The 26548-nt window shown below is 64.3% G+C and carries 27 protein-coding genes and 1 tRNA gene; 25 read left to right on the top strand and 3 right to left on the bottom strand.

Translation table 11 applies throughout. The features are described 5' to 3' along the window. The first annotated feature begins 53 nt into the window (after positions 1–53). Both AZ34_RS13685 and AZ34_RS13680 read left to right on the top strand, forming a co-directional pair. Complete coding sequence (locus AZ34_RS13685) at positions 54–1352, top strand: branched-chain amino acid ABC transporter substrate-binding protein (protein WP_035608999.1); 1299 nt, start codon at positions 54–56, stop codon at positions 1350–1352. An 86-nt stretch (positions 1353–1438) separates the two neighbouring features. Next, positions 1439–2620, top strand: coding sequence for a pyridoxal phosphate-dependent aminotransferase (locus AZ34_RS13680; RefSeq protein ID WP_035608996.1), 1182 nt, complete (start codon positions 1439–1441; stop codon positions 2618–2620). Between the two features lie 59 nt (positions 2621–2679). Here the strand turns inward: AZ34_RS13680 and AZ34_RS13675 are convergent, their stop codons facing one another. Further along, on the bottom strand, positions 2680–3336 hold the full coding sequence (locus AZ34_RS13675) for an outer membrane beta-barrel protein (protein ID WP_035608993.1): 657 nt from the start codon (positions 3334–3336) through the stop codon (positions 2680–2682). 316 nt (positions 3337–3652) lie between these two features. On the opposite strand from AZ34_RS13675, the gene rpsO reads away from it, so the two are divergent. From rpsO to AZ34_RS13560, 23 genes are all read left to right on the top strand, one after another. Next, entirely contained in the window at positions 3653–3919 is a 267-nt protein-coding gene (gene rpsO, locus AZ34_RS13670) for a 30S ribosomal protein S15 (RefSeq protein ID WP_035608989.1), read from the top strand. A gap of 252 nt (positions 3920–4171) precedes the next feature. Continuing rightward, a complete protein-coding gene (gene pnp, locus AZ34_RS13665; protein WP_035608987.1) occupies positions 4172–6322 on the top strand; it encodes a polyribonucleotide nucleotidyltransferase in 2151 nt (716 codons plus the stop codon). Positions 6323–6340: 18 nt separating this feature from the next. Beyond that, positions 6341–7330, top strand: a complete 990-nt coding sequence (locus AZ34_RS13660) for an NAD(P)H-quinone oxidoreductase (protein ID WP_035608984.1) — start codon at positions 6341–6343, stop codon at positions 7328–7330. Then, positions 7327–8067 carry a triose-phosphate isomerase gene (gene tpiA / locus AZ34_RS13655; RefSeq protein ID WP_035608982.1) on the top strand — a complete coding sequence of 247 codons (741 nt, stop codon included), beginning with the start codon at positions 7327–7329 and terminating at the stop codon, positions 8065–8067. The genes AZ34_RS13660 and tpiA overlap by 4 nt, the downstream gene beginning before the upstream one ends. 71 nt (positions 8068–8138) lie before the next feature. Further along, complete coding sequence (gene secG / locus AZ34_RS13650) at positions 8139–8552, top strand: preprotein translocase subunit SecG (RefSeq protein WP_035608980.1); 414 nt, start codon at positions 8139–8141, stop codon at positions 8550–8552. Between the two features lie 220 nt (positions 8553–8772). Beyond that, positions 8773–8857, top strand: a tRNA-Leu gene (locus tag AZ34_RS13645). A gap of 86 nt (positions 8858–8943) precedes the next feature. Further along, entirely contained in the window at positions 8944–9303 is a 360-nt protein-coding gene (locus tag AZ34_RS13640; protein WP_035608978.1) for an NADH-quinone oxidoreductase subunit A, read from the top strand. 58 nt (positions 9304–9361) lie between these two features. Further along, positions 9362–9841: a NuoB/complex I 20 kDa subunit family protein gene (locus AZ34_RS13635; protein WP_006296490.1), complete on the top strand. Its 480-nt coding sequence runs from the start codon at positions 9362–9364 to the stop codon at positions 9839–9841. A 36-nt stretch (positions 9842–9877) separates the two neighbouring features. Continuing rightward, on the top strand, positions 9878–10483 hold the full coding sequence (locus tag AZ34_RS13630; protein ID WP_035608975.1) for an NADH-quinone oxidoreductase subunit C: 606 nt from the start codon (positions 9878–9880) through the stop codon (positions 10481–10483). Positions 10484–10486: 3 nt separating this feature from the next. Further along, positions 10487–11740: an NADH-quinone oxidoreductase subunit D gene (locus AZ34_RS13625; RefSeq protein WP_035608972.1), complete on the top strand. Its 1254-nt coding sequence runs from the start codon at positions 10487–10489 to the stop codon at positions 11738–11740. Beyond that, positions 11737–12282, top strand: a complete 546-nt coding sequence (gene nuoE, locus AZ34_RS13620) for an NADH-quinone oxidoreductase subunit NuoE (protein ID WP_051509843.1) — start codon at positions 11737–11739, stop codon at positions 12280–12282. Before AZ34_RS13625 ends, nuoE begins: the two co-directional genes overlap by 4 nt. Continuing rightward, the gene (nuoF, locus tag AZ34_RS13615; RefSeq protein WP_035608969.1) at positions 12279–13622 is read left to right on the top strand and encodes an NADH-quinone oxidoreductase subunit NuoF; all 1344 of its coding nucleotides are present in this window, start codon (positions 12279–12281) and stop codon (positions 13620–13622) included. The genes nuoE and nuoF overlap by 4 nt, the downstream gene beginning before the upstream one ends. An 8-nt stretch (positions 13623–13630) precedes the next feature. Continuing rightward, entirely contained in the window at positions 13631–15757 is a 2127-nt protein-coding gene (nuoG, locus tag AZ34_RS13610) for an NADH-quinone oxidoreductase subunit NuoG (protein ID WP_035608965.1), read from the top strand. Beyond that, positions 15754–16830 (top strand): NADH-quinone oxidoreductase subunit NuoH, encoded by a 1077-nt coding sequence (gene nuoH, locus AZ34_RS13605; RefSeq protein ID WP_035608963.1) that lies wholly within the window; start codon positions 15754–15756, stop codon positions 16828–16830. Before nuoG ends, nuoH begins: the two co-directional genes overlap by 4 nt. 10 nt (positions 16831–16840) lie before the next feature. Next, positions 16841–17359: an NADH-quinone oxidoreductase subunit NuoI gene (gene nuoI, locus AZ34_RS13600; protein WP_035608961.1), complete on the top strand. Its 519-nt coding sequence runs from the start codon at positions 16841–16843 to the stop codon at positions 17357–17359. A 93-nt stretch (positions 17360–17452) separates the two neighbouring features. Further along, on the top strand, positions 17453–18106 hold the full coding sequence (locus tag AZ34_RS13595) for an NADH-quinone oxidoreductase subunit J (RefSeq protein ID WP_035608959.1): 654 nt from the start codon (positions 17453–17455) through the stop codon (positions 18104–18106). Further along, the gene (nuoK, locus tag AZ34_RS13590) at positions 18103–18411 is read left to right on the top strand and encodes an NADH-quinone oxidoreductase subunit NuoK (protein WP_035608957.1); all 309 of its coding nucleotides are present in this window, start codon (positions 18103–18105) and stop codon (positions 18409–18411) included. Before AZ34_RS13595 ends, nuoK begins: the two co-directional genes overlap by 4 nt. Positions 18412–18447: 36 nt before the next feature. Beyond that, entirely contained in the window at positions 18448–20529 is a 2082-nt protein-coding gene (gene nuoL, locus AZ34_RS13585; RefSeq protein WP_035608955.1) for an NADH-quinone oxidoreductase subunit L, read from the top strand. Between the two features lie 34 nt (positions 20530–20563). After that, on the top strand, positions 20564–22051 hold the full coding sequence (locus AZ34_RS13580) for an NADH-quinone oxidoreductase subunit M (protein WP_035608952.1): 1488 nt from the start codon (positions 20564–20566) through the stop codon (positions 22049–22051). Between the two features lie 48 nt (positions 22052–22099). Continuing rightward, entirely contained in the window at positions 22100–23602 is a 1503-nt protein-coding gene (gene nuoN / locus AZ34_RS13575) for an NADH-quinone oxidoreductase subunit NuoN (RefSeq protein WP_035608948.1), read from the top strand. 25 nt (positions 23603–23627) lie between these two features. Next, complete coding sequence (locus AZ34_RS13570) at positions 23628–23939, top strand: DUF2818 family protein (RefSeq protein WP_035608946.1); 312 nt, start codon at positions 23628–23630, stop codon at positions 23937–23939. An 84-nt stretch (positions 23940–24023) separates the two neighbouring features. Further along, the gene (locus tag AZ34_RS13565) at positions 24024–24629 is read left to right on the top strand and encodes an NUDIX domain-containing protein (RefSeq protein ID WP_035608942.1); all 606 of its coding nucleotides are present in this window, start codon (positions 24024–24026) and stop codon (positions 24627–24629) included. 25 nt (positions 24630–24654) lie between these two features. Beyond that, a complete protein-coding gene (locus AZ34_RS13560; RefSeq protein WP_035608939.1) occupies positions 24655–25167 on the top strand; it encodes a DUF1178 family protein in 513 nt (170 codons plus the stop codon). 27 nt (positions 25168–25194) lie between these two features. Here the strand turns inward: AZ34_RS13560 and AZ34_RS13555 are convergent, their stop codons facing one another. Both AZ34_RS13555 and AZ34_RS13550 read right to left on the bottom strand, forming a co-directional pair. Further along, positions 25195–26004 (bottom strand): formylglycine-generating enzyme family protein, encoded by an 810-nt coding sequence (locus AZ34_RS13555; protein ID WP_197026557.1) that lies wholly within the window; start codon positions 26002–26004, stop codon positions 25195–25197. Beyond that, a complete protein-coding gene (locus tag AZ34_RS13550; protein ID WP_035608937.1) occupies positions 26001–26498 on the bottom strand; it encodes a TspO/MBR family protein in 498 nt (165 codons plus the stop codon). The genes AZ34_RS13555 and AZ34_RS13550 overlap by 4 nt, the downstream gene beginning before the upstream one ends. Positions 26499–26548: the final 50 nt, after the last annotated feature.

The raw sequence follows: 26548 nt of genomic DNA, 5'->3' as shown, positions 1-26548 counted from the left end.
ACATCTGTTGGCGCGGCCCTGTTTTTCAAGAGAGTTCCTCCGTGCACTACCGCATGTTTTCCCGGGTCTTGAAGCTGGCCATCGCGGCCCTATCTGTCGCCGTTTCGGCCTACGCGCAGCCTGCCGCGCCAGCGCCACAGGCCGCGCAGGCATCCACCGCGCAGCCGGTGCGCATCGCCATGATCGAGGGCTTGAGCGGGCCGCTGGGCAACGCGGGTGAGGCGGTGCACCGCAACTTGGTATGGGCCATCGAACGGGTGAACGCTCGGGGTGGCCTGCAGCTCGAACTGCGCCGATACGACAGCAAAGGCCAGACCGAGGAGGCGCTGGCCGCCCTGCGCGCCGCCATTGACGACGGTGCGCGTTTCATCATGCAGGGCAACAGCTCTTCCGTCGCGGCCGCTCTGATCGACGCCATCGACAAACACAACGAGCGCGATCCGGCGCGGCGCGTGCTCTTCCTCAACTACTCGGCGGTGGACCCCATCCTGACCAACGAGAAATGCAGTTTCTGGCATTTCCGCTTCGACGCGCACGCCGACATGCGCATGGCCGCGCTGATGCGCGTGCTGCAGGAAGATCGCGCCGTGCGCTCGGTCTACCTGATCGGACAGGACTACAGCTTCGGCCAAGCGGTGCTGCGCGAGGCGAAGCGGCAACTGGGTGCGCTGCGTCCGGACATCCAGATCGTGGGCGAGGAACTGCATCCCATAGGCCGCGTGAAGGACTTTCTGCCCTACGCACAGAAGATCAAGGCGAGGACGGCGGAGGTGCGCGGAACCTCGGCCGTGATCACGGGCAATTGGGGCAATGATCTGACCCTGCTGATCAAGGCGGCCCGCGAGGCGGGCTATGACGGCAAGTTCTACACCTTCTACGGCAATGCACTGGGCGCGCCCGCCGCCATCGGCGCGGTCGGCGTGGGTCAGGTCGTGGCTGTGGCGGACTGGCTGCCCAACGTGCCGGGCGCGCAGAGCGAGGCCTTCTACCGCGCCTTCCGCGAGCGTTTTCCCCGGCCCGAGGACGACTATGTGCACATGCGGATGCAGTTGATGGTGGAGGCGTTGGCTCAAGCCATCCAGAAGGCCGGCTCCACGGACGCGACGGCCGTGGCCCGCGCCTTGGAGCAGGCGGACGTCACCTTGTCCGGCCAGCGTGGTCGCATGCGCGCGGCCGACCACCAGTTCCAGCAGGCGCTGGTGGTGGGGGTGATGGCCCGCCAGGTCCGTGAAGGTGAGAAGGACGGCGTCAAGTTCGACGTGGAAGGTTCGGGTTACGGCTTTCGCGTGATCCGCCAGCTGAAGGCGGAGCAGGCTGAGCAGCCGACGACCTGCCAGATGGCGCGGCCCTGAGTCCTTGCTTTGCGGCCCGCGTGCGTCCAGGCGCCCCTTCCTTGTTTGCCTTTCTTTCAACAACCGCTCTGACACCGTGGCTGGCCATGCGACACATCATCCGAAACCTCGAAGAATCCAAGATCCGCGAAGTGGCCAATGCCGGCCTGGGGCGGGCCGACCTGCTGACCTTCTGGTTTGGCGAGGGCGATGAGACCCCGCCGGACTTCGTGCGCCAAGCGGCCATCGACTCCCTGGACAAGGGCGAGGTTTTTTACACCCACAACCTGGGCCTGCCCGAACTGCGTGAGGGGCTGGCCGCGCACCTGAGTCGCCTGCACGGAGCGGTGAGCGCCGACCGCATCGCCGTGACTTCGGGAGGGGTCAATGCCTTGATGATCGCCATGCAGGCCCTGTTGGACGCGGGGGACGAGGTGGTCATCGTCACGCCGGTCTGGCCCAATCTGGTCGCCCAGCCGCAGATCTTGGGCGCCAAGCTCAAGCCTGTGCCGTTGCGGCCCGTCGAAGGCGCCTGGACGCTGGACATGGACGCGCTGCTGGCGGCGGTGACGCCTGCCACGCGCCTGCTCGTGGTCAACGCGCCGTCCAACCCCACGGGCTGGGCGCTCACGCGGGATGAGCAGCAGCGCATCCTCGACCATTGCCGTCGCACGGGCACCTGGATCCTGGCCGACGAGGTCTATTCGCAGCTGTATTACGACGACGAGGACGCGGGGCCGCGGGGGCGCGCGCCCAGCTTCCTCGACATCGCGACGCCGGAGGATCGACTCATGGTCGTGGGCAGTTTCTCCAAGGCTTTCCTGATGACGGGCTGGCGCCTGGGCTGGCTGGTGCTGCCGCCGTCCTGCACGCACGACGTGGGCAAGATCATCGAGTTCAACACCTCCTGCGCCAGCGTCTTCACGCAGCGCGCGGCCATCATGGCCCTGCGGCGCGCCGACGAGATCACGCCCCGCGTGGTGGCGCACCTGAAGGACTGCCGCGACACCCTGGTGCCGCTATTGCGAGCGCTGCCTGGCGTGGAGCTGGCGAGGCCCCGCGCGGGCATGTACGCCTTCTTCCGCATTGCGGGTGGCCGGGGCGAATTCGCGGACGGCGTGGTGCTGGCCAAGCACCTGGTGGCCGAGGCAGGGCTGGGGCTGGCGCCGGGCGAGGCCTTTGGCCCCGAGTCGGCGGGCTGGCTGCGCTGGTGTTTTGCCTCGCGGGATCTGGACCGATTGGTGCAGGGTGTGGACCGACTGCGCGGTTGGCTGAAAGCGCGGCCCTGAAGGTGCGTATTTGAGTGGGCGTATTTGAGTGGGCGCGTCTGAGCGCCGCAGCTGCCTGCTCAGAACTGCAACCCCAATCCCACGTTGGCGCTGGTGGCGTCTATCCCGAGCGGCAGGCCGGCGTCCGGATCGTCCTTGGAGGTGATCCGGGTCTTGTCGTAATTCATCTGCATGAACTCGATCTGCAGGTAAAGACTAGGGGCAAGCAGGTGGCGCACACCCAGGCCGAAACCTTGGCCCTTGAGCTTGCGTTCGAGGCGACTGGGGTCGTCGTCGTTGACGGCCAGTTCCACCTGGGCCTGGATCAGCGCGAACTTGCCGTACAGCACGGTGTCTGGGTGGATGGCGTAGGCGGGTTCCACATACAGGGCGGTGCCGCGACTGAGCGTGATTTCCGTTTCGGACTCGTTGAGAATGGTCCTGCCGCCGTCCACGTCGCCCAACTGGGTGCTGGCACCCAGGTTCAGCAGGGTCTCCGGCCCCAGGCTCAGGCCATAGGCGGTTTGCAGCCTGAGCGTCTGGCTGGGCGCGCCATAGCTGTAGGGCGCGCCATCGAAGGTGAGCTCGGTCGAGGTGTTCATGAAGTCGACCTGGGCGCCCAGGCTGGGCCCTGAAAATTCGGATTGCGCGTGGGCTGATGAGTCGCAGGTCAGCAGCAGGGCGAGGAAGCTGGCCTGGGCGGTTGATCCGGCGCGGCGGGGGTGCGGCAGCAGCATGGTGATGCTTTCCTTCCTCGATGACGGGGGCTCGGTGGCGCCTGGGGCAGGGATGTGTGACGGCGAATCGCATCCTAGGACCCGCACCCGCCCGTGAACAGTGGCCCGCGCCGACCGGCTGTGATGTTTTCGCTATAATTGCCCGGTTTTGCGTGCGCGGAGGTCCTGGAAGCAGTACCGTCGGGCGCGCCAAACGCACGCCGGCAAGCAGTTCCAGCCGCCGGCGCAAGTTGTAACCCCGGGACGTCGCCGTCAGGCTCTCCGATGCTTCGCGAGATCAGCCTGTCCTTCGTCCACTCCGTGTAGAGGAAAGAAAATGATCGCATCCCAAGTCAAGGCCGAAGTCGTCAAGGCCAACGCTCGCGCCGCCAACGACACCGGCAGCCCCGAAGTCCAGGTGGCCCTGCTGACCGCTCGCATCAACGAGCTGACCCCGCACTTCAAGACCCACGCCAAGGACCACCACGGCCGTCGCGGTCTGCTGCGCATGGTGAGCCGTCGCCGCAAGCTGCTGGACTACCTGAAGTCCAAGGACGCCGCGCGTTACTCCGCGCTGATCACCAAGCTGGGCCTGCGCAAGTAAGTCCCGGTCATGAACAACGACGCCTGAGTTGGTGCCCATCGCCCGATGGGGAGGCTGATTCAGGCGTTGTTCACTTCGGAGCCTGCAAGCACAGAGCGAAGCTGTGTCATTCCAAAGCCCTTTCCTCAAGGGGAACTGCTCTGGAATGGCATCGTGTTCTGTGAGGCCTGCTCCGAGCCATGCGGGGACGCCGTCCCCGTTCAATGAAACCGGAAGGGCCTGTCTCTTCCGTCCACACCACAGGAGCAGCACATGAGCATGTTCAACAAGATCACCAAGACCTTCCAGTGGGGTCAGCACACCGTCACCATGGAGACGGGCGAAATCGCCCGCCAGGCCAGTGGTGCCGTCCTCGTGAACGTCGACGACACCGTGGTGCTTGCCACCGTGGTGGCATCCAAGTCCGCCAAGCCCGGTCAGGACTTCTTCCCTCTGACGGTCGACTACCTCGAGAAAAGCTACGCCGCCGGCAAGATTCCCGGTAGCTTCTTCAAGCGCGAAGGCCGTCCCAGCGAATACGAGACGCTGACCAGCCGCCTGATCGACCGCCCGATCCGCCCGCTGTTTCCCGAAGGCTTCTTCAACGAAGTGCAGGTGGTGATCCACACCGTCTCGCTGAATCCGGAAGTCGATGCCGACATCCCCGCCATGATTGCCACCAGCGCGGCCCTGGCCATCAGCGGCATTCCCTTCAACGGCCCCATCGGCGCGGCGCGCGTGGGCTACATCAACGGCGAATACGTTCTGAACCCGGGCCAAACCCAGCGCAAGGACAGCCAGATGGACCTCGTGGTCGCTGGCACCGAGGCCGCCGTGCTGATGGTGGAATCCGAGGCGCTGCAGCTGTCGGAAGAGGTCATGCTGGGCGCCGTGGTCTTCGGTCACGACCAGGGCAAAGTCGCGATCAACGCCATCCATGATCTGGTGCGTGAAGCCGGCAAGCCGGCCTGGGACTGGAAGGCTCCGGCCAAGGACGAGGCCCTGATCGCCAAGATCGACAGCCTCGCCAAGGCCAAGCTCGAAGCCGCTTACCAGATCCGCAACAAGCAGGCCCGCACGCAAGCCTGCCGCGCCGCTTACGCCGACGTGTTCGCCGGTCTGAAGGCCGATGGCGTGGAATTCGACAGCGTGGCCGTCGAAGGTCTGCTGTTCGAGATTGAAGCCAAGATCGTTCGTGGCCAGATCCTGGCCGGCGAACCGCGCATCGACGGTCGCGACACCCGCACCGTGCGCCCCATCGAAATCCGCGACAGCGTGCTGCCGCGCACCCACGGCTCGGCCCTGTTCACCCGCGGCGAGACCCAGGCCCTGGTCATCACGACCCTGGGCACCGAGCGCGACGCCCAGCGCATCGACGCGCTGGCCGGCGAGTTCGAGGACCGCTTCATGCTGCACTACAACATGCCTCCTTTCGCCACGGGCGAGACGGGTCGCGTGGGTAGCCCCAAGCGCCGCGAGATCGGCCACGGGCGTCTGGCCAAGCGTGCACTGGTCGCCGTGCTGCCGACCAAGGAAGAGTTCCCCTACACCATGCGCGTGGTGTCGGAGATCACCGAATCCAACGGTTCCTCGTCCATGGCCTCCGTCTGCGGTGGCTGTCTCTCGCTGATGAATGCGGGCGTGCCGCTGAAGGCGCATGTGGCCGGCATCGCCATGGGCCTGATCAAGGAAGACAACAAGTTCGCCGTGCTGACCGACATCCTGGGTGACGAAGATCACCTGGGCGACATGGACTTCAAGGTGGCCGGCACGACCAACGGCATCACTGCCCTGCAGATGGACATCAAGATCCAGGGCATCACCAAGGAAATCATGCAGGTCGCCCTGGCCCAGGCCAAGGAAGCGCGCATGCACATCCTGGGCAAGATGCAGGCCGCCGTGGGCGAAGCCAAGGCCGAAGTGAGCCAGTTCGCGCCGCGCCTCTACACCATGAAGATCAACCCCGAGAAGATCCGCGATGTGATCGGCAAGGGCGGCGCGACCATTCGCGCGCTGACCGAGGAGACCGGCACCCAGATCGACATCGCGGAAGACGGCACCATCACCATCGCGTCGACCGACGGTGACAAGGCCGCCGAGGCCAAGCGCCGCATCGAGCAGATCACGGCCGAAGTCGAGATCGGCAAGGTCTACGAGGGTCCGATCACCAAGATCCTGGACTTCGGTGCCCTGGTCAACCTGCTGCCCGGCAAGGACGGCCTGCTGCACATCAGCCAGATCGCGCACGAGCGCGTCGAGAAAGTCACGGACTACCTGTCCGAAGGCCAGATCGTCAAGGTCAAGGTGCTGGAGACCGATGAGAAGGGTCGCGTCAAGCTGTCCATGAAGGCGCTGCTGGAGCGTCCGGAGCAGCCGCAACGCGCCGAGCGCGCCGAAGCGCCCGACAACGGCGAAGCGGCTTGATCGTTTGAGGTCGCGGGCATGAAGGCCGTTGAAATCACCCGTCATGGCGAGCCGGAGGTGCTGGTGCTGGGCACGCGCCCCGACCCGGCGCCCGTGGCTGGCGAGCTGCTGATCCGTGTCGCGGCCAGCGGCATCAACCGGCCTGACGTATTCCAGCGCCAGGGCAACTACCCGGTGCCCCCGGGAGCCTCCGACATCCCGGGCCTGGAGGTTGCGGGTGAGATCGTTGGTGGGGATGCCCAGGAACTCGCGGCTGCTGGTTTCAAGCTGGGTGACAAGGTCTGTGCCCTGGTGGCCGGTGGCGGGTATGCCGAACTCTGCACCGCGCCGATCGCCCAATGTCTGCCTTACCCCAGGGGCTTGAGTGACGTCGAGGCCGCCTCGCTGCCCGAGACCTTCTTCACGGTCTGGAGCAATGTCTTCGACCGCGGGCGTCTGCAACCGGGTGAGACCCTGCTGGTTCAGGGCGGGTCCAGTGGCATTGGCGTCACTGCCATACAGCTGGCCAAGGCCTGGGGTGCGACGGTCATCGCGACGGCGGGCAGCGACGAGAAGTGCGCGGCGTGCGTGAGGCTGGGCGCCGACCATGCCATCAATTACAAGACGCAGGACTTCAAGGACGAGGTCAAGCGGCTGACGGATGGCAAGGGCGTGGACGTGATCCTCGACATGGTGGGCGGTGAGTATGTCGCCCGCGAGGTCGAGAGCCTGGCCGAGGACGGCCGCATCGTCATCATCGCCGTGCAGGGCGGCACCAAGAGCAGCTTCAATGCGGGCTTGGTGCTGCGCAAGCGCCTGACCATCACCGGCTCCACCTTGCGCCCGCGTCCCGTGGCCTTCAAGGCCGCCATTGCCCAGGCCTGTCTGAAGCATGCCTGGCCGCTGATCGAGGCGGGCAAGATCAAGCCTGTGATCCACAGTACCTTCCAGCCCGCGCAAGCCGCCCAGGCCCACGCGCTGATGGAATCGAACCAGCACATCGGCAAGATCGTGCTGACCTGGACATGAAGAAACTGATCGCCGGCAACTGGAAGATGAACGGTAGCCTGGCCGCCAACGCGGCTTTGCTGCAAGGCATACTGCCGGGCGTCACGGCCCAGGCTTGTGATGTCGCCGTCTGCGTGCCGGCCGTCTATCTGGCGCAGGGTCAGGCCTTGCTGGCGGATTCCCCGCTTGCATTGGGTGCGCAGGACCTTTCGGCCCGTGAGTCGGGTGCTTACACTGGTGAGATCTCCGCGGCCATGTTGCGGGACTTCGGCGTGCGTTACGCCATCGTCGGCCATTCCGAACGTCGTCAATACCATGGCGAGACGGACGCGGTCGTGGCCGAGAAGGCCCAGCGCGCGCTGGCCGCGGGCATCACCCCCATCGTCTGCATCGGGGAAACGTTGGCCGAGCGCGAGGCCGGCTCGACCGAGGATGTTGTCAAGCGTCAACTGGCGGCCGTGATACACCTCAACGGCCATTGCATCAGCGAGATCGTCGTGGCCTATGAGCCGGTCTGGGCCATCGGCACGGGCAAGACGGCCACGCCTGAGCAGGCCCAGGCCGTGCATGCCGTGCTGCGGGCTCAGCTGCAGGCCGCGTCAACCCAGGCCGATCGCATCCGCATCCTGTACGGCGGCAGCATGAACGCAACCAATGCCGCCAGCTTGCTGGCGCAAGCCGACATTGACGGCGGCCTGATCGGCGGCGCGTCGCTCAAGGCGGCGGATTTTCTTTCCATCATTGACGCGGCGAGCTGAGCGCAATCGCTCGACGTCGCATTCAAGCTCTCAGTCTCACGACATCAGTCTCGAATTCAGGAGTTCATCGCATGAGTTTCATCGTCACCCTACTCGTCACGGTGCAGATCATCACGGCCTTGGCCATGATTGGTCTGGTGTTGATCCAGCACGGCAAGGGCGCCGACATGGGCGCAGCTTTCGGTAGCGGGTCGTCCGGCAGTCTGTTCGGCGCCAGTGGCAGCGCCAACTTCTTGTCGCGCACGACGGCGGTGCTGGCCACGGTGTTTTTCTCCGTGACGCTGGCCCTCGCTTACTTCGGGAATGCGCGTCCGACCAGCTCGGGCAGCGTGCTCGAAAATCCCGCAGCCATCGTGCCCGCGACGCCAGACACGGCGGCGCAGATCCCAGGCGTCAACTCGACCGCGCCTGCGGCGAGCGAGGCCGCGCCGGCATCGAAGGAAGCGGCTCCCGCTGGCGCCGCCGGGCAGATTCCCGCGCAATAAAGCGCGGAGCAGCGCACGCGCCGCAGGCCCGTTGGGTGCGTGCCGACTGAACGTGCGCAGGGTCCGTCCGGGCCCGCGTGGTGGGCCTCGCAAGTGGCCTTGTCCGGAATCAAGTTTTGATAACTTCTCCGGGCGCCTCCCTCGGAAGTGGGGGAATTCCGGGTAAACTTCCAGCTGCTGGTCAAACGCAACTCCTCATGCAAGACCGGCGGACAAATCAGCCGTCGTGGTGAAATTGGTAGACACGCTATCTTGAGGGGGTAGTGGCGAAAGCTGTGCGAGTTCGAGTCTCGCCGACGGCACCATACAGAAGCCGGCCTGGCCCGCGGCCCTCGCGCGGGGCTGGTCGGATGCGTGATCCAACCCAGAGCAGCAGAGGCAGAGCAGCAAGATGAGCCTTGACCAGTACCTTCCCGTCCTGTTGTTCATCTTGGTCGGTCTGGCCGTGGGTGTGCTGCCCCAGCTCATCGGTTACGTGCTCGGGCCCAATCGTCCTGACGCGGCCAAGAACTCCCCCTACGAATGCGGCTTCGAGGCCTTCGAGGACGCGCGCATGAAGTTCGACGTGCGTTATTACCTCGTCGCCATCCTCTTCATTCTTTTCGATCTTGAAATCGCCTTCCTATTCCCCTGGGCCGTCGCGCTCAAGGATGTTGGCGCGGTTGGTTTCTGGGCGGCGATGGTCTTCATCGCCATCCTCGTGGTGGGTTTTGTCTATGAGTGGAAGAAGGGCGCGCTCGACTGGGAGTAGTCCGGCGCAGCCTCTGATCTCACCGCAGGACAACTGATTCTTAGCAAGGAACGCAGCCATGATTGAAGGCGTGTTGAAGGAAGGCTTCGTCACCACCAGCTACGACACGGTGGTGAACTGGGCCAAGACCGGTTCGCTCTGGCCCATGACCTTCGGTCTGGCCTGCTGTGCGGTGGAAATGATGCACGCGGCGGCGGCGCGCTACGACATCGCGCGTTTCGGTTCCGAGGTGTTCCGTGCCAGTCCGCGTCAGTCCGACCTGATGATCGTCGCCGGCACCCTGTGCAACAAGATGGCGCCCGCCCTGCGCAAGGTCTATGACCAGATGAGCGAGCCGCGATGGGTCATCTCCATGGGCTCCTGCGCCAATGGGGGTGGGTATTACCACTACAGCTACTCCGTCGTGCGCGGCTGTGACCGCATCGTGCCGGTCGACGTTTACGTGCCGGGCTGTCCCCCCACGGCCGAAGCCTTGATCTACGGGATCATTCAGCTGCAGCAGAAGGTCCGCCGCACGCAGACCATCGCGCGTGTCTGAGGTGCATGTTCAAGGCTCGTGCCTGAAGGAAAAGAAATGACCGCTGTCGCCGTGAACCCCGAGGTTCTCAAAAACGCCGTGTCCGCCGCGCTGGGTGAACTGGTGCGCCGCATTGAGCTGCGCCTTGACGAGGTCACCGTGGAGGTTGCCCCCAAGGACTACCGCACTGCGGCCATGTTGCTGCGCGACGCGCCGGGTTGCCAGTTCGAGCAGTTGATTGATTTGTGCGGTCTGGATTACTCCGCTTACGGCGATGGCGCCTGGGAAGGTGCGCGCTACGCCGTGGTGTCGCACCTGCTCTCCGTCAGCCTGAACCAACGCGTGCGCCTGAAGGTGTTTGCTGCGGACGACGAATTCCCGGTGCTGGATTCGCTGACCAGCGTCTGGGCTGCGGCCAACTGGTACGAACGCGAGGCCTTCGACCTGTTTGGCATCGTCTTCGAGGGGCATGATGACCTGCGCCGCATCCTGACGGATTACGGCTTCATCGGCCACCCCTTCCGCAAGGACTTCCCGCTTTCCGGGCATGTCGAGATGCGCTACGACGCCGAATTGCAGCGCGTGATCTACCAGCCCGTGAGCATCGAGCCGCGCGAGATCACGCCGCGCATCATCCGCGAAGACAACTACGGCGGGCTGTGAGCCATGGCAGAAATCAAGAACTACACCCTGAACTTCGGTCCGCAGCACCCGGCCGCGCATGGCGTGCTGCGCCTGGTGCTGGAGCTGGACGGTGAAGTCGTGCAACGTGCCGATCCGCACATCGGCCTGCTGCACCGCGCCACCGAAAAGCTGGCCGAGAGCAAGACCTACATCCAGTCGCTGCCCTACATGGACCGCCTGGACTACGTTTCGATGATGTGCAACGAGCAGGCCTACTGCTTGGCCATCGAGAAGATGCTGGGCCTCGAGGTCCCGCTGCGCGCCAAGTACATCCGCACCATGTTTGGCGAGATCACGCGCCTGCTCAACCACCTGATGTGGCTGGGCTCGCACGGCAACGACTGCGGCAGCTCGACCATCCTGATCTACACCTTCCGCGAGCGCGAAGACCTGTTCGACATGTACGAGGCGGTGTCGGGTGCGCGCATGCACGCGGCCTATTTCCGCCCGGGCGGCGTCTACCGCGACCTGCCCGACTCCATGCCGCAGCACCAGGCCAGCAAGGTGCGCAGCAACCGCTCCTTGCAGGCTGCCAACGCCAACCGCCAGGGCTCGCTGCTGGATTTCATCGACGATTTCACGCAACGCTTCCCGAAGTGCGTGGATGAGTACGAGACCCTGCTGACCGACAACCGCATCTGGAAACAACGCACGGTGGGCATCGGCGTGGTGACGCCCGAGCGCGCGCTGAACCTGGGCATGACCGGCCCGATGCTGCGCGGCTGCGGCATCGCCTGGGACCTGCGCAAGCAGCAGCCCTATGACGCGTACGACCGCGTGGACTTCGACATCCCCGTGGGCAAGACCGGCGACAGCTACGACCGTTACCTGGTTCGCGTGGCCGAGATGCGCGAGTCGAACAAAATCATCAAGCAGTGCGTGGACTGGCTGCGCGCCAACCCGGGCCCGGTCATCACCGACAACCACAAGGTTGCACCGCCTTCGCGTGAGGCCATGAAGTCCAACATGGAGGAGCTGATCCACCACTTCAAGCTCTTCACCGAGGGCTTCCGTGTCCCGGCCGGCGAGGCTTACGCGGCGGTGGAGCATCCCAAGGGCGAATTCGGCATCTACCTCGTGAGCGATGGCGCCAACAAGCCCTATCGCCTCAAGATCCGTGCGCCCGGCTTCGCGCACCTGGCCACTCTCGATGAACTGGCGCGTGGTCACATGCTGGCCGACGCGGTCGCCATCATCGGCACGCTGGACATTGTTTTTGGAGAAATCGACCGATGATTTCCGACGCGACAAAAGCACGCACGTCGCCGCTGTCGGCGGCGACCCTTGCCCGATTCAGCAAGGAAGTGGCGAAGTACCCGGCTCAGCAGAAGCAGTCCGCCGTGATGGCCTGCCTTTCCATCGTGCAGCAGGAGCAGGGCTGGGTGAGCAGCGAGGCCGAGGCGGAGATCGCCGCCTACCTGGGCATGCCCGCGATGGCTGTGCACGAAGTCACGACCTTCTACAACATGTACAACCAGCGGCCGGTGGGCAAGTTCAAGCTCAACGTCTGCACCAACCTGCCGTGCCAGCTGCGCGACGGGCAAAAGGCGCTGAACCATCTGGCGGCCAAGCTGGGCATCGCCAAGGGTGAGACCACGGCCGACGGCCTGTTCACGCTGCAGGAAAGCGAATGCCTGGGCGCCTGCGCCGACGCGCCCGTGATGTTGGTCAACGACCGCACCATGTGCAGCTTCATGAGCAATGACAAGCTGGATCAGCTGATCGACGGGCTGAAAGGAGTGGCTGGTGGCAGCGACTCCAAAGGAGTCGCGGCATGAACGCAGAACAAATCCTCTCGCAGTTCGCCGCCACCGGTGTGCAGACCTGCTTCCATGACCGCCACATCGGCCCGCAGATCTACGCGGGTCTGAACGGCGCCAACTGGCGCCTGAAGGACTACGAGTCGCGTGGCGGCTACGAGGCGCTGAAGAAAATCTTGAAGGAAGGCCTGACCCAAGACCAGGTCATCGCCACCGTCAAGGAGTCCGGCCTGCGTGGTCGCGGCGGCGCGGGTTTCCCGACCGGCCTGAAGTGGAGCTTCATGCCGCGCCAGTTCCCGGGCCAGAAGTACCTGGTCTGTAATTCGGACGAGGGTGAGCCTGGCACCTGCAAGGACCGCGACATCCTGATGTACAACCCCCACATCGTGATCGAAGGCATGGCGATCGCTGCCTATGCCATGGGCATCACGGTGGGCTACAACTATATCCACGGCGAGATCTTCGAGGTCTATGAACGCTTCGAAGCCGCGCTGGAGGAGGCGAGGGCTGCAGGTTATCTGGGCGACCAGATCCTGGGCAGCGGCTTCAATTTCCAGCTCCACGCCCACCATGGCTTCGGCGCGTACATCTGCGGCGAGGAAACCGCCTTGCTGGAGTCGCTCGAAGGCAAGAAGGGCCAACCGCGTTTCAAGCCGCCGTTCCCGGCCAGTTTCGGCCTGTACGGCAAGCCGACCACCATCAACAACACCGAGACCTTCGCGGCCGTGCCCTGGATCATCCGCAACGGTGGTCAGGCCTATCTGGAGATCGGCAAGCCCAACAACGGCGGCACCAAGATCTTCTCGGTCAGCGGTGACGTGGAGCGCCCCGGCAACTACGAGATTCCGTTGGGCACGCCGTTCAGCAAATTGCTGGAACTGGCGGGCGGCGTCAAGGGCGGCAAGAAGCTCAAGGCCGTGATTCCGGGCGGCTCCTCCGCGCCGGTGCTGCCGGCCCACATCATGATGGAATGCACGATGGACTACGACTCCATCTCCAAGGCGGGCTCCATGCTCGGCTCAGGCGCCGTCATCGTGATGGACGAGACGCGCAACATGGTCGAGTCGCTCAAGCGCCTCTCCTACTTCTACATGCACGAGTCCTGCGGCCAGTGCACGCCCTGCCGCGAGGGCACGGGCTGGCTTTGGCGCCTGGTCGACCGCATCGAGCGTGGCGAAGGCCGTCCCCAGGACATGGCGACGCTGGACTCGGTGGCAGGCAACATCATGGGCCGCACCATCTGCGCGCTGGGCGACGCGGCGGCCATGCCGGTGCGCGCCATGATCAAGCACTTCCGCCCCGAATTCGAGGCGCTGATTCCCAAGCCCACGACTGAAAAGTCGGTTACCGCGGCCTGAAAGTAGCTATGGTTGAAATCGAACTCGACGGCAAGAAGGTGGAGGTGGTCGAAGGCAGCATGGTCATGCATGCCGCCGAAAAGGCCGGAACCTACATCCCCCATTTCTGCTATCACAAGAAACTCAGCATTGCCGCCAATTGCCGCATGTGCCTGGTGGACGTGGAGAAGGTGCCCAAGCCGGTGCCGGCCTGCGCCACGCCCGTGACCCAGGGCATGATCGTGCGCACCAAGAGCGACCGCGCCATCAAGGCCCAGCAGTCGGTCATGGAGTTCCTGCTGATCAACCATCCGCTGGATTGCCCCATCTGTGACCAGGGCGGCGAATGCCAGCTGCAGGATCTGGCCGTCGGTTATGGCGCTTCCGCCTCGCGCTACGAGGAAGAAAAGCGCGTGGTCTTCCATAAGGACGTGGGTCCGCTCATCAGCATGGAAGAGATGAGCCGCTGCATCCATTGCACCCGCTGCGTGCGCTTCGGCCAGGAAATGGCCGGCGTGATGGAGTTGGGCATGAGCCACCGCGGCGAACATTCCGAGATCGAGACCTTCGTCGGCAAGTCGGTGGACTCCGAGTTGTCCGGCAACATGATCGACATCTGCCCGGTCGGCGCGCTGACGAGCAAGCCCTTCCGCTACAGCGCCCGCACCTGGGAACTGTCGCGTCGCAAGTCGGTGAGTCCGCACGACAGCACGGGCGCCAACCTGATCGTGCAGGTCAAGAACAACCAGGTGATGCGCGTCGTCCCGCTCGAAAACGAGGCGGTCAACGAATGCTGGATCGCCGACCGCGACCGTTATTCCTACGAAGCCCTGAACAGCCCGGACCGTCTCACGCAGCCCATGCTCAAGCAGGGCGGCGAGTGGAAGGAAGTCGATTGGCAGACCGCGCTTGAGTACGTGGCCACCGGCCTGCGCGACATCAAGGCCCAGCACGGCGCCAACAGCATCGGTGCCCTGGTCAGCCCGCACAGCACGCTGGAAGAGCTGTTCCTGGCGACGAAGCTGGTGCGTGGCCTGGGCGGTGACAGCATCGACCATCGCCTGCGCCATGCCGAGTTCACCAAGAGCGAGGGTGTGCGCCATCTGGGCCTGCCTGTCGCCGCGCTGAGTCAACTCCAGCGTGTGCTGGTGGTTGGCAGCAACCTGCGCAAGGACCATCCGCTGTTCGCGCAGCGCATCCGCCAGGCCGCGCGCCATGGCGCGCAGGTCAATGCCATCACCTCGGCCAAGCTCTACAAGACTGCCGACGCCTGGGCCCTGCCCGTGGCGAACGCGGTGGTGACCGAGGCTGCTCAATGGGCGCAAGCCCTGGCCGCCGTGGCTGCGGCGGTGGCGGCCGACAAGGGCGTGACCGCGCCGGTGCCGGCGCAGGCCACACCCGAGGCGACGGCCATCGCCAAATCACTGCTGGGCGGTGAACGCAAGGCCGTGCTGCTGGGTAACGCCGCCGCGCACGCGGCGAATGCGTCGACGCTGCTGGCCCTGGCGAACTGGATCGGCGCGCAGACCGGCGCTTCCGTGGGTTATCTGACCGAAGCGGCCAACACCGTGGGAGCGCAATGGGTCGGCGCCCAGCCTCAAGGGGCTGGCCTGAACGCGGCGCAGATCCTGGCGGGCCAGAGCAAGGCCGTTGTGCTGTTGAACGTCGAACCCGAAGACACCGTGGCGGGTCCGGTGGCGGCGATGGGTCTGGGCAAGGCCGAGATGGTCGTGACCCTGTCACCCTTCAAGACCAACCTGGCCTTCAGCGACGTGCTGCTGCCCATCGCACCCTTCAGCGAAACCTCGGGCAGCTTCGTCAATGCCGAAGGCCGTGTGCAGAGTTTCCATGCGGTGGTCAAGCCCTTGGGCGAGACACGTCCGGCCTGGAAGGTGCTGCGTGTGCTTGGCAATTTGCTGGAATTGCCGGGTTTTGATTTCGACGCCTCGCAGGACGTGCTGGCCGCCGCGACCGCACAGCCCGCGAATTTGTCGAACGCCACGGGTGCGGCCATCAACCTGTCCGCGTCCGCCGGTGAACCGGTCAGCGCGGCGATTTATCAACTGGATGGGCTGGTGCGCCGCGCCACGTCGCTGCAACTGACGGCCGATGCGAAAGCCAGCCAACAACGAGTGAACGAGGGAGCCGCCGCATGATAGACGCGCTCTACAACGGGGGATTGAACCTCATCGCCGCAGGCTGGTGGGGTGACATCGCCTGGCCCGTGATCTGGACTCTGATCAAGATCGTGTGCGTGCTCCTGCCCGTGCTGATCGCCGTGGCCTACCTCACGCTATGGGAGCGTCGTCTGCTGGGTTTCATGCAGGTCCGTCTGGGCCCGAACCGCGTCGGCCCCTTTGGTCTGTTCCAGCCTTTCGCCGATGCCTTGAAGCTGCTGACCAAGGAAATCATCCAGCCCACGGCGGCGTCCAAGGGGCTGTTCGTGCTTGGCCCCATGCTGGCCATCATGCCCGCGCTGGCGGCCTGGGTGGCTGTGCCTTTCGGACCGGACGTGGCGCTGACCAATGTCAACGTCGGCCTGATGCTGATCATGGCGATCACCTCCATCGAGGTCTACGGCGTGATCATCGCGGGTTGGGCTTCCAACTCCAAGTACGCCTTCCTGGGCGCGCTGCGCGCTTCGGCGCAGATGGTCAGCTATGAAATCGCCATGGGCTTCTGCTTCCTCGTGGTGCTGATGGTGACGGGCAGCATGAACCTGACCGACATCGTGCAGGCGCAGGAGCAGGGCCAGTTCGCCGCCATGGGCCTGAACTTCCTGTCCTGGAACTGGCTGCCCCTGCTGCCCATCTTCGTGGTCTACCTGATTTCCTCGGTGGCCGAGACCAACCGCCACCCCTTTGACGTGGTCGAGGGCGAGGCCGAGATCGTGGCCGGTCACATGGTCGAGTACTCGGGCATGGGTTTCGCGATCTTCTTCCTCGCGGAATACGCCAGCATGTGGCTGGTGTCCATCCTGGCCGTGGTCATGTTCCTCGGTGGCTGGTCTGCTCCGGTGGCCGCGCTGGACTTCATTCCTGGCTGGATCTGGCTGGGCCTGAAGACCTTCTTCATCGTGTCCTGCTTCATCTGGATTCGCGCTACTTTCCCGCGCTTCCGTTACGACCAGATCATGCGTCTGGGCTGGAAGATCTTCATCCCGGTCACGTTGGTGTGGCTGATCGTCGTCGGCATCTGGATGCAGACGCCGTGGAACATCTGGAATTGAGGAATAAGCCATGCAAGCCGCTTCTTCCACGCCTGTGCGCGCCTTCTCGGTCAAGGACTTCTTCAAGAGCTTCATGCTCGTGGAGTTGCTCAAGGGCATGGCCCTGACCGGGCGCTACACCTTCGCGCGCAAGGTCACATTGCAATACCCCGAGGAAAAGACGCCGCTGTCGCCGCGTTTCCGTGGCCTGCACGCGCAGCGCCGCTACGAAAACGGCGAGGAGCGTTGCATCGCCTGCAAGCTTTGCGAAGCGGTCTGCCCCGCGATGGCCATCACGATCGAGAGCGACGCGCGCGCCGACGGCACGCGCCGCACCACGCGCTACGACATTGACCTGACCAAGTGCATCTTCTGCGGCTTCTGCGAGGAGGCATGCCCGGTGGACGCCATCGTCGAGACGCACATCCTTGAATACCACGGCGAGAAGCGCGGTGATCTGTATTTCACCAAGGACATGTTGCTGGCCGTGGGTGACCGTTACGAAAAGGAAATCGCCGCTGCCAAGGCCGCGGACGCCAAATACCGCTGAGGCAACTCTTGCGCCTGGTGTCAGGCGTCATGCGGGCACCTGTCACACGCTCAATCCTCCAGGCCTGAATCGCAACGGATCCTTCCAACGACCATGGACGTCAAAACCGGCTTCTTCTTTCTGTTCTCGGCGGTGCTGCTGATCTCGGCGTTGCGCGTCGTCACGGCGCGCAACCCGGTGCACGCCGTGCTCTTCCTGATGCTCGCGTTCTCGCAAGCCTCCGCCATCTGGCTGCTGCTGCAGGCGGAGTTCCTCGCCGTGGCGCTGGTGCTCGTGTACCTGGGCGCGGTCATGGTGCTGTTCCTCTTCGTGGTGATGATGCTGGACATCCGCATCGACCGCCTGCGCCAGGGCTTCTGGAAAAATCTGCCGCTGGCTCTGCTGCTGGGCGGTATCGTGGTCGTGGAAATGGCCGCCGTGCTGCTGACCGGCTTCGACATGGTGGACCCGCAGGTCGCCGCGCAACTACCCCCTGGCGTGGCCGAGGAGTCCAACGCCAAGGCGCTGGGTATCCTGCTCTACACCCGTTACGTATGGCCGATCCAGATCGCCGCAGCCATCCTGCTGGTGGCGATGATCGCCGCCATCGCGCTGACGCTGCGCGCGCGCAAGGACAGCAAGGCCATCGACCCGTCCATCCAGGTGCGGGTGCGCGCCGCTGACCGACTGCAGCTCGTCAAGATGGATCCCACGCGTCCCGCCGAACCCCTGGCCGACGCGGCCGCGACCGAGGAGAAAAAAGCATGACGTTGACTCTGGGTCACTACCTCACTCTGGGTGCCGCGTTGTTCGCGATCGCGGTGGTCGGCATCTTCATGAACCGCAAGAACCTCATCGTTCTGCTCATGGCCATCGAGCTGATGCTGCTGGCCGTGAACACGAACTTCGTGGCCTTCTCGCATTACCTGGGCGACATGCACGGCCAGGTCTTCGTGTTCTTCATCCTGACCGTCGCCGCCGCCGAATCCGCCATTGGCCTGGCCATCCTGGTGCTGCTGTTCCGCAACATGCACAGCATCAACGTGGAAGAGCTCAACGAGCTGAAGGGCTGACGGGCGACCGGGGCAAGAAAAAAAGGCAAGAACGACATGAGTGCAACCCTGAACGCATCCACCCTGCTGGCCGTGCCGCTCGCGCCGCTGGCCGGCGCCGCGCTGGCCGGCATCTTTGGCACCAAGCTGGGCGGCAATCTGCTCGGCCGCCGCGCCTCGCATGGCGTCACCATCCTTGGCGTGCTGGTGGCTTTCATCCTTTCCGTGCTGACGCTCAAGAGCGTGGCGCTGGACGGCGCGCGTTTCAACGCGACCATCTACGAGTGGATGGTGGTTGGCGGCCTCAAGATGGAGGTGGGTTTCCTCATCGACGGCCTCACCGCCATGATGATGTGCGTGGTGACCTTCGTCTCCCTGATGGTGCACCTCTACACCATCGGCTACATGGAGGAGGACGAGGGCTACAACCGCTTCTTCTCCTACATCTCGCTGTTCACCTTCTCCATGCTCATGCTGGTCATGAGCAACAACCTGCTACAGCTCTTCTTTGGCTGGGAGGCGGTGGGTTTGGTGTCCTACTTACTGATCGGCTTCTGGTACAACAAGCCGACGGCCATTTTCGCCAACATGAAGGCCTTCCTGGTCAACCGCGTGGGTGACTTTGGCTTCATCCTGGGCATCGGTCTGATCGCGGCTTACACCGGCACGCTGAACTACAGCGAAATCTTCGCCAAGGCGAGCGAGCTTGGCGCCATCGAATTCCCCTGGTACATCCTGGGCCAGGACGCGATGCTGATCACCGTGATCTGCATCTGCCTCTTCATCGGTGCCATGGGCAAAAGCGCGCAGTTCCCGCTGCATGTCTGGCTGCCGGATTCGATGGAAGGCCCGACCCCGATCTCCGCGCTGATCCACGCCGCCACCATGGTGACGGCCGGCATCTTCATGGTCGCGCGCATGTCCCCGCTGTACGAGCTGTCTGACACGGCCCTGAGTTTCATCATGGTCATCGGTGCGATCACCGCGCTGTTCATGGGTTTCCTGGGCATCATCCAGAACGACATCAAGCGCGTCGTGGCCTATTCCACGCTGTCGCAGCTGGGTTACATGACGGTGGCTTTGGGCGCCTCGGCCTATTCCGTCGCGGTGTTCCACCTGATGACGCACGCCTTCTTCAAGGCGCTGCTCTTCCTGGGCGCGGGCTCGGTCATCATGGGCATGCACCACAACCAGGACATCCGCTGGATGGGCGGCGTGCGCAAGTACATGCCCATCACCTGGATCACCTCGCTGCTGGGCTCGCTGGCCTTGATTGGCACGCCGTTGTTCTCGGGTTTTTATTCCAAGGACAGCATCATCGAGGCCGTGCACGAGAGCAACCTCTGGGGCGCGGGCTTCGCCAGCTTCGCGGTGCTCGCCGGCGTGTTTGTCACGGCTTTCTATTCGTTCCGCATGTACTTCCTGGTTTTCCATGGCAAGGAGCGTTACGACCAGAACCCGGATGCGCACCACGATGACCATGCGGCGCATGGGCATGACGATCACCACGACGACCATGGGCACGGCCACGACGCCAAGCCGCATGAGTCGCCCTGGGTGGTGACGGTGCCGCTGATCCTGTTGGCGATTCCCTCGGTGCTGATCGGTTACTTCACACTGATGCCCATGTTGTTCGGTGACTTCTTCAAGGATGCCATCACCGTGAACAGCGCGGCACACCCGGCGATGGCCAAGCTTGCCGAGATGATTCACAGCCCCCTGGCCATGGCGGCGCATGCCTTCAGCACCCCGCCTTTCTGGCTCGCGCTGGCCGGCGTGGTCACGGCTTGGGTCTTTTACATGCTGGCGCCTGCTATCCCGGCCGCGCTGGACCGCGTCTTCAAGCCCTTGCGTGTGGTGCTGGAAAACAAGTACTACATGGACTGGATCAACGAGAACATCCTCGCGCGCGCTGCGCGTGTCCTGGGCCTGGGCCTGTGGAAAGGGGGTGACCAGGGGGTGATCGAGAAGGGTGTGGTCAATGCGAGCTGGAAGCTGGTGGGCAAGGTGGCAGGCGTCGTTCGCCGGCTGCAGTCGGGTTATCTGTACCACTACGTGCTGTTCATGATCGTTGGCATCGTGGTGTTGATGTCGTACTTCGTGACCTGGCCCATGCTGCGCGTCATGTTCGGCCTCTGAGTCGTCGGCCTGGGAATTACTGGAGAACAACAGAATGGGTTTGCTGAGCCTGGCAATCTGGTTGCCAATTGCTTTCGGCGTGCTGCTGCTGATGCTGGGGCGCGAGAGTCAAGCGCGCGCTGTGCGTTGGGTCGCCTTGATTGGCGCCCTGGCGAGCTTCCTGGTCACGCTGCCGCTGTGGGCTGGGTTCGACAATGGAACCGCAGCCATGCAGTTTGTCGAGCGCACGCTGTGGATGGCGCGCTTCAACGTGAACTACCACGTGGGTGTCGACGGCATCTCGCTCTGGTTCGTGCTGCTGACCGCCTTCATGACCGTGATCGTGGTCATCGCTGGCTGGGAAGTCATCACCGAGAGGGTGAACCAGTACATGGGCGCCTTCCTGATCCTGAGCGGACTCATGATCGGGGTGTTCTCGGCGCTGGACGGCCTGCTGTTCTACGTCTTCTTCGAGGCCACGCTGATCCCGATGTACCTCATCATCGGCATCTGGGGCGGCCCGAACAAGATTTACGCGGCCTTCAAGTTCTTCCTCTACACCTTGCTGGGCTCGCTGCTGCTGCTGCTGGCCCTGATATTCCTTTACCTCAAGTCGGGTGGCAGCTTCGACATCGCGACCTGGCATATGCTGCCACTGGATGGAATCGAGCAGACCCTGGTCTTCTTCGCCTTCTTCGCGGCCTTCGCGGTCAAGGTGCCGATGTGGCCGGTGCACACCTGGCTGCCCGACGTGCACGTCGAGGCCCCCACGGGCGGCTCCGCCGTGCTGGCGGCCATCATGCTCAAGCTCGGGGCCTACGGTTTCCTGCGCTTCTCGCTGCCCATCGCGCCGGACGCCGCGCACGAATGGGCTTGGCTGATGATCACTCTGTCGCTGGTCGCCGTGATCTACGTTGGCCTGGTTGCCCTGGTGCAGCAGGACATGAAGAAACTGGTGGCCTACTCGTCGGTGGCGCACATGGGCTTCGTGACCCTGGGCTTCTTCCTCTTCAATGATTTGGGCGTCAGCGGTGGCCTGGTGCAGATGATCGCCCACGGCTTTGTGTCAGGCGCGATGTTCCTCTGCATCGGCGTGCTCTACGACCGCATGCATTCGCGCCAGATTGCTGACTACGGTGGCGTCATCAACACCATGCCCAAGTTCACGGCCTTCGCCCTGCTGTTCGCGATGGCCAATTGCGGTCTGCCCGCCACGGCCGGTTTCGTCGGTGAATGGATGGTGATCCTGGGCGCCGTCAAGGCCAACTTCTGGATCGGTCTGCTGGCGGCCACTGCCCTGATCTTTGGCGCAGCCTACACGCTGTGGATGTTCAAGCGTGTCTACCTGGGCCCGGTGGCCAACGACCATGTCAAGGAACTGACGGACATCAACGGGCGCGAGTTCCTGATGCTGACCCTGTTGGCGCTCGCCGTGCTCTGGATGGGCATAGCGCCCAAGCCTTTCACCGACGTGATGGACGTCTCGGTCGCGGAGTTGCTCAAGCATGTGGCCGTTTCCAAGCTGGCGGCGCCCGGCAACTGAACGCCCACGCATCGCACCTCCGCATCAGAACGATTAGCGAGTACCCAAATGATTGATGCCTTTAGCTGGATCGCGGTCTTTCCCGAGCTGGTCCTGCTCGTCATGGCCTGCGCCATCACCCTGCTGGATCTGCTGGTCAAAAGCCGCCTGCGCACCGGCAGCTTCGTGCTGACCCTGATCACCCTGGCGGCCGTCGCCATCGTTCAGGCCCTCTACGCCGACACGGGCGCCACGGTGTACGGCCTCTCGGACATGGTGGTCAGCGACCCCCTGGGCAACTGGCTCAAGTGCTTTGCCACCATCGCCGTGATGCTCACGCTGATCTACGGTCGCGCTTACGCGGGCGACCGTGACATGCTGCGCGGCGGCGAGCTGTTCAGCCTGTCCCTGTTCGCGCTGCTGGGCATGTTCATCATGATTGGCGGCAACAACTTCCTGATGATCTACCTGGGCCTGGAACTGCTCACGCTGTCCAGCTACGCCCTGGTGGCCTTGCGCCGCGACCACGCCCAGTCCACCGAGGCGGCGATGAAGTACTTCGTGCTGGGTTCGCTCGCTTCCGGCCTGCTGCTGTACGGTCTGTCCATGATGTACGGTGCCACCGGCACGCTGAACGTCAACGAGGTGCTCAACGTCACCAACTCCGGTCTCATGAACCCGCAGGTGCTCACCTTCGGCATCGTGTTTGTGGTGGCGGGCCTGGCCTTCAAGCTGGGCGTCGCACCCTTCCACATGTGGATTCCCGACGTCTATCAGGGCGCGCCCACGGCCATCACGTTGATGATCGGCGCAGCGCCCAAGCTGGCGGCTTTCGCCATCGTCATCCGCCTGCTGGTTGAAGGCATGCTGCCGCTGTGGTTTGACTGGCAGCAGATGCTGATGATTCTGGCGGTTGCCTCGCTGCTGGTGGGCAACCTGGCCGCGATCGCGCAGACCAATCTCAAGCGCATGCTGGCTTTCTCCACCATCGCGCAGATGGGGTTCGTGCTGCTGGGCCTGATGTCGGGCGTGGTGCAAGGGTATTACGAAGGCTTCGCGGACAACGCCTACAGCTCGGCCATGTTCTACATGGTCAGCTATGTGCTGACCACCTTGGCGGCGTTCGGCGTCATCCTGCTGCTGGCGCGCGAGGGTTTTGAGAGTGAGGAAATCTCCGACCTGGCGGGCTTGAACCAGCGCAGCCCCCTGTACGCGGCGGTGATGGCCATCTGCCTGTTCTCGCTGGCAGGTATCCCGCCCATGGTCGGGTTCTACGCCAAGCTGTCCGTGCTGCAGGCCCTGATCGCCTCTGGCAGCCTGCTGAGTCTGGGCCTCGCCATCTTCGCGGTCCTCATGTCCCTGATCGGTGCCTTCTACTACCTGCGTGTCGTCAAGGTCATGTACTTCGACGCACCTGCCGCCCAAGGCCCCGCGAGCGAGCCCGCGCGCGCGCCCTGGGGCACCCGCGCGGTGTTGACGCTCAATGGCCTGCTGGTGCTGGTGCTCGGTATCTTGCCGGGTGGATTGATGATCCTCTGCGCCCGCGCCGTGGTGCAGATGCTCAGGTCCTGAGCTTGCGCGGTCCAGCGGAGATCTGATGTCCTCGTCCAGCGGTGCCATCTGGTTCCTGATCTTGCTCGCGGTGTTGGCGGCCAATCTGCCGTTTTTCACCGAGCGCCTTCTGGCCGTGCTGCCCTTGCCTGGCGCTCTGGCGCCCAAGAACCTGGCGCTGCGCCTGCTGGAATTGGTGCTGCTGTACTTTCTGGTCGGCGGTGTCGGTCTGTGGTTGGAGCAGCGCGCCGGCCGCATCACGTCCCAGGGTTGGGAGTTCTACGCCGTCACGGCGGCGCTGTTCCTGACCCTGGCCTTCCCGGGGTTTGTCTGGCGCTATCTCAGGAGGCACCCCTGAGGCGCTCCGCGCCATCCCCTCAAGGGGACGCATCCAGTGGCTCCGCAAAGCCGGCTCCACGGATGCCCGTGTCCAAGGCAGATCATGAGCGCTGATGACAAGCATCTGATCGAGCGGCGTCTGGCCAGCGAGACGCTGTTCAAAGGCAACTTTCTCGAAGCCCGCCGTGACACCGTGGCCTTGCCGGATGGCCGCAGCGCCACCCGTGAGTATGTGACGCACCCTGGTGCCGTGGTCGTCGTGCCCCTGCTGGACGATGGGCGCGTGGTCGTCGAGCGCCAGTACCGCTACCCCGTGGGCCGTGTGATGGTCGAATTTCCGGCGGGCAAGCTGGACGCGGGCGAAGACCCGCTGACCTGCGGTCAGCGCGAACTGCTGGAGGAAACCGGCTACTCCGCGCGTGAATGGGCCCGGGCTGGCGAGATGCATTTGGCCATCGCCTATTCCACCGAGGTCCTGCACATTTATTTCGCGCGTGGCTTGCAGCAAGGCGAACGCCAGCTAGACGAAGGTGAGTTCCTCGATGTGTTCGCTGCCACGCCCGCGCAGTTGCTGGACTGGAGCCGCAGCGGCGAGTTGACCGACGCCAAGAGCCTGAGCTGCCTGCTCTGGCTGCAGAACCTGCTGTCCGGCGCCTGGACGCTGGACTGGCACACAGACCCGGGCCAGATCCCCACGCCGGCAGGCTGAACCAGAACGCCGGACAATCACGGCCATGAAAGTCTTCAACCTGCGTTGCGGCGCGCACCACACCTTTGAAGGTTGGTTCGCCTCGGAAGAGGACTACGCCAGCCAGACCGAGCGCGGTTTGCTCGAATGTCCGCTGTGTGGTGACAAGGTCATCCAGAAAATGCCCAGCGCGCCGCGCATCAACCTCGGCGCCAAACCGAGCGTGCCGGCCAACACCGAACCGGCCCAGGCGCAAGCGGAGCGTCCGACGACCTCCTTGACCGAGACCGCTGGCGCGACCGGCAACGAGGCCCCAGGCTCGAATGAACTACGGGCCTTGCAGGCCGCCTACCTGCAGTTCGCGCGCCAGGTCGCCCAGCAGACCGAGGACGTCGGCGAGCGCTTCGCCGAAGAAGCGCGCAAGATTCACTATGGCGAAAGCGAGGAGCGCGGCATCCGGGGCAAAACCACGCCCAAGGAAGCCGAGGCCCTGCTGGAGGAGGGCATCAGCGTGATGCCACTTTTCCTGCCCGATGGCATCGAAGGGCCGCTGCAGTAGCTCTGCCCCCCGCTGTCTCGCCAGGCTTCAGGGGCGGGCGTCACGCGCGCAACGAAAGCCGATGTAGACGGCCGACATCGTGGCCGGTTTGGTCTGCACATGGTCGTCGCGCATGGCCTCGGGTCCGTACCACCAGGAGCCGCCGCGCGTGCGTTGCTCGCTGCCCGCACCACTGTCCACCCATTCCCATACGTTGCCGCCCATGTCGTACAGGCCGTTGACGCCGGCGGCGCTGCGGCCGACTTCGGCGTGCCCGCGACCACGTGAGGTCACCGCTCGCGCCACGGTCGCGACCTGACCGCAGCCCTCCAAGCAGTTGGCGCCCGAGGGGTGGTCACCGGTCGGATAGCGGTAGCTGCGCCCGGCGATCCAGGGCTGTGGTGGCGACACCCGGTGCTCGGTGTAAGCGGCCTCGCCCCATTCGCGGTCCGTCGGCAGCCGTTTACCTGCCCAGCGGCAGTAGGCGGCCGCCTCCGGATGGGTGAGGTGCACCGCCGGTTCACGAGGACCACCCGGTGTGCCGAAGGGCGCGCGCCAGTGCCAGCCGGCACGCCGTTGCCAGCCGCTCTCGTAGGTTTGGCCACCCTGACGTTCCGCTTCGGTGACCGCGCCCGTGGCCGCCACATAGGCGGCAAATTGCCCGATGCTGACCTCCGTCCGGTCGATCTCGAACTGTCCGATGCGCTGCATTCCGGTTGCTGAGGCGTCGAGGCTCTGGGCGCCGGCTGCAAGCGGCATGGCGACAAAGTAGAACAGGGCCAGCAGCCGAGATCGCGACCATGATGATCGGCGCTGAGGCCGAGAGGCAGGCAGACCCATGCTCACGAGGCCGTTCATGACAGCAGTCCGGGGTTGTTGCGCCACACGGACCATGTGAGGGCCGATGCAAATCCGACCCAGGCCAGATAAGGCAGCAGGAGCAGGGCCGCCAGGCGGTTGATGCGCCAGAACAGGATGAGGGTCCGCGCGATCAGCACGAACAGCAGCACGGCGTCCACGAGGGCCAAGGCGCCGAGGTTCCAGACAAAAAACAGCCAGGACCAGAGCGCGTTGACGCCGAGTTGCGCGACGAACAGGCCAAGCGCCGCGTCCTGGCGGGGCGCGCCCCGTTCCCTCCAGGCCAGCCAGGCGGACAGTCCCATCAGCAGGTACAGCGTCGTCCAGACCGGTGCGAACGCCGAGGCGGGCGGTGCCCAGCTAGGGCGCAGCAACTGACCATAGAAACTGCCGGCGTCGATCGAGGCCACCGCACCCATCCCCGCTGCCGAGAAGGCCAGCGCCAGCCAACCCATCAGGCCGAGGATTTGTGCGAGCAGTGAGCGTCGTAGCATGGCTGGGTGTGCGTATCGCGTGGTATGGGCTGGTGTCTTCTGTCCATGTC

This window comes from Hylemonella gracilis str. Niagara R, assembly GCF_000600295.1.
Classification (GTDB): Bacteria; Pseudomonadota; Gammaproteobacteria; order Burkholderiales; family Burkholderiaceae_C; genus Hylemonella; species Hylemonella gracilis_A.
This window is presented reverse-complemented; position numbering and strand designations above follow the sequence as displayed.

What these genes read in the sequence shown, in the direction of transcription:
- AZ34_RS13685 (WP_035608999.1), top strand. Translation starts at nt 54, where the DNA reads ATGTTTTCCCGGGTCTTGAAGCTGGCCATCGCGGCCCTATCTGTCGCC.
- AZ34_RS13680 (WP_035608996.1), top strand. Translation starts at nt 1,439, where the DNA reads ATGCGACACATCATCCGAAACCTCGAAGAATCCAAGATCCGCGAAGTG.
- AZ34_RS13675 (WP_035608993.1), bottom strand. Translation starts at nt 3,336, where the DNA reads ATGCTGCTGCCGCACCCCCGCCGCGCCGGATCAACCGCCCAGGCCAGC.
- rpsO (WP_035608989.1), top strand. Translation starts at nt 3,653, where the DNA reads ATGATCGCATCCCAAGTCAAGGCCGAAGTCGTCAAGGCCAACGCTCGC.
- pnp (WP_035608987.1), top strand. Translation starts at nt 4,172, where the DNA reads ATGAGCATGTTCAACAAGATCACCAAGACCTTCCAGTGGGGTCAGCAC.
- AZ34_RS13660 (WP_035608984.1), top strand. Translation starts at nt 6,341, where the DNA reads ATGAAGGCCGTTGAAATCACCCGTCATGGCGAGCCGGAGGTGCTGGTG.
- tpiA (WP_035608982.1), top strand. Translation starts at nt 7,327, where the DNA reads ATGAAGAAACTGATCGCCGGCAACTGGAAGATGAACGGTAGCCTGGCC.
- secG (WP_035608980.1), top strand. Translation starts at nt 8,139, where the DNA reads ATGAGTTTCATCGTCACCCTACTCGTCACGGTGCAGATCATCACGGCC.
- AZ34_RS13640 (WP_035608978.1), top strand. Translation starts at nt 8,944, where the DNA reads ATGAGCCTTGACCAGTACCTTCCCGTCCTGTTGTTCATCTTGGTCGGT.
- AZ34_RS13635 (WP_006296490.1), top strand. Translation starts at nt 9,362, where the DNA reads ATGATTGAAGGCGTGTTGAAGGAAGGCTTCGTCACCACCAGCTACGAC.
- AZ34_RS13630 (WP_035608975.1), top strand. Translation starts at nt 9,878, where the DNA reads ATGACCGCTGTCGCCGTGAACCCCGAGGTTCTCAAAAACGCCGTGTCC.
- AZ34_RS13625 (WP_035608972.1), top strand. Translation starts at nt 10,487, where the DNA reads ATGGCAGAAATCAAGAACTACACCCTGAACTTCGGTCCGCAGCACCCG.
- nuoE (WP_051509843.1), top strand. Translation starts at nt 11,737, where the DNA reads ATGATTTCCGACGCGACAAAAGCACGCACGTCGCCGCTGTCGGCGGCG.
- nuoF (WP_035608969.1), top strand. Translation starts at nt 12,279, where the DNA reads ATGAACGCAGAACAAATCCTCTCGCAGTTCGCCGCCACCGGTGTGCAG.
- nuoG (WP_035608965.1), top strand. Translation starts at nt 13,631, where the DNA reads ATGGTTGAAATCGAACTCGACGGCAAGAAGGTGGAGGTGGTCGAAGGC.
- nuoH (WP_035608963.1), top strand. Translation starts at nt 15,754, where the DNA reads ATGATAGACGCGCTCTACAACGGGGGATTGAACCTCATCGCCGCAGGC.
- nuoI (WP_035608961.1), top strand. Translation starts at nt 16,841, where the DNA reads ATGCAAGCCGCTTCTTCCACGCCTGTGCGCGCCTTCTCGGTCAAGGAC.
- AZ34_RS13595 (WP_035608959.1), top strand. Translation starts at nt 17,453, where the DNA reads ATGGACGTCAAAACCGGCTTCTTCTTTCTGTTCTCGGCGGTGCTGCTG.
- nuoK (WP_035608957.1), top strand. Translation starts at nt 18,103, where the DNA reads ATGACGTTGACTCTGGGTCACTACCTCACTCTGGGTGCCGCGTTGTTC.
- nuoL (WP_035608955.1), top strand. Translation starts at nt 18,448, where the DNA reads ATGAGTGCAACCCTGAACGCATCCACCCTGCTGGCCGTGCCGCTCGCG.
- AZ34_RS13580 (WP_035608952.1), top strand. Translation starts at nt 20,564, where the DNA reads ATGGGTTTGCTGAGCCTGGCAATCTGGTTGCCAATTGCTTTCGGCGTG.
- nuoN (WP_035608948.1), top strand. Translation starts at nt 22,100, where the DNA reads ATGATTGATGCCTTTAGCTGGATCGCGGTCTTTCCCGAGCTGGTCCTG.
- AZ34_RS13570 (WP_035608946.1), top strand. Translation starts at nt 23,628, where the DNA reads ATGTCCTCGTCCAGCGGTGCCATCTGGTTCCTGATCTTGCTCGCGGTG.
- AZ34_RS13565 (WP_035608942.1), top strand. Translation starts at nt 24,024, where the DNA reads ATGAGCGCTGATGACAAGCATCTGATCGAGCGGCGTCTGGCCAGCGAG.
- AZ34_RS13560 (WP_035608939.1), top strand. Translation starts at nt 24,655, where the DNA reads ATGAAAGTCTTCAACCTGCGTTGCGGCGCGCACCACACCTTTGAAGGT.
- AZ34_RS13555 (WP_197026557.1), bottom strand. Translation starts at nt 26,004, where the DNA reads ATGAACGGCCTCGTGAGCATGGGTCTGCCTGCCTCTCGGCCTCAGCGC.
- AZ34_RS13550 (WP_035608937.1), bottom strand. Translation starts at nt 26,498, where the DNA reads ATGCTACGACGCTCACTGCTCGCACAAATCCTCGGCCTGATGGGTTGG.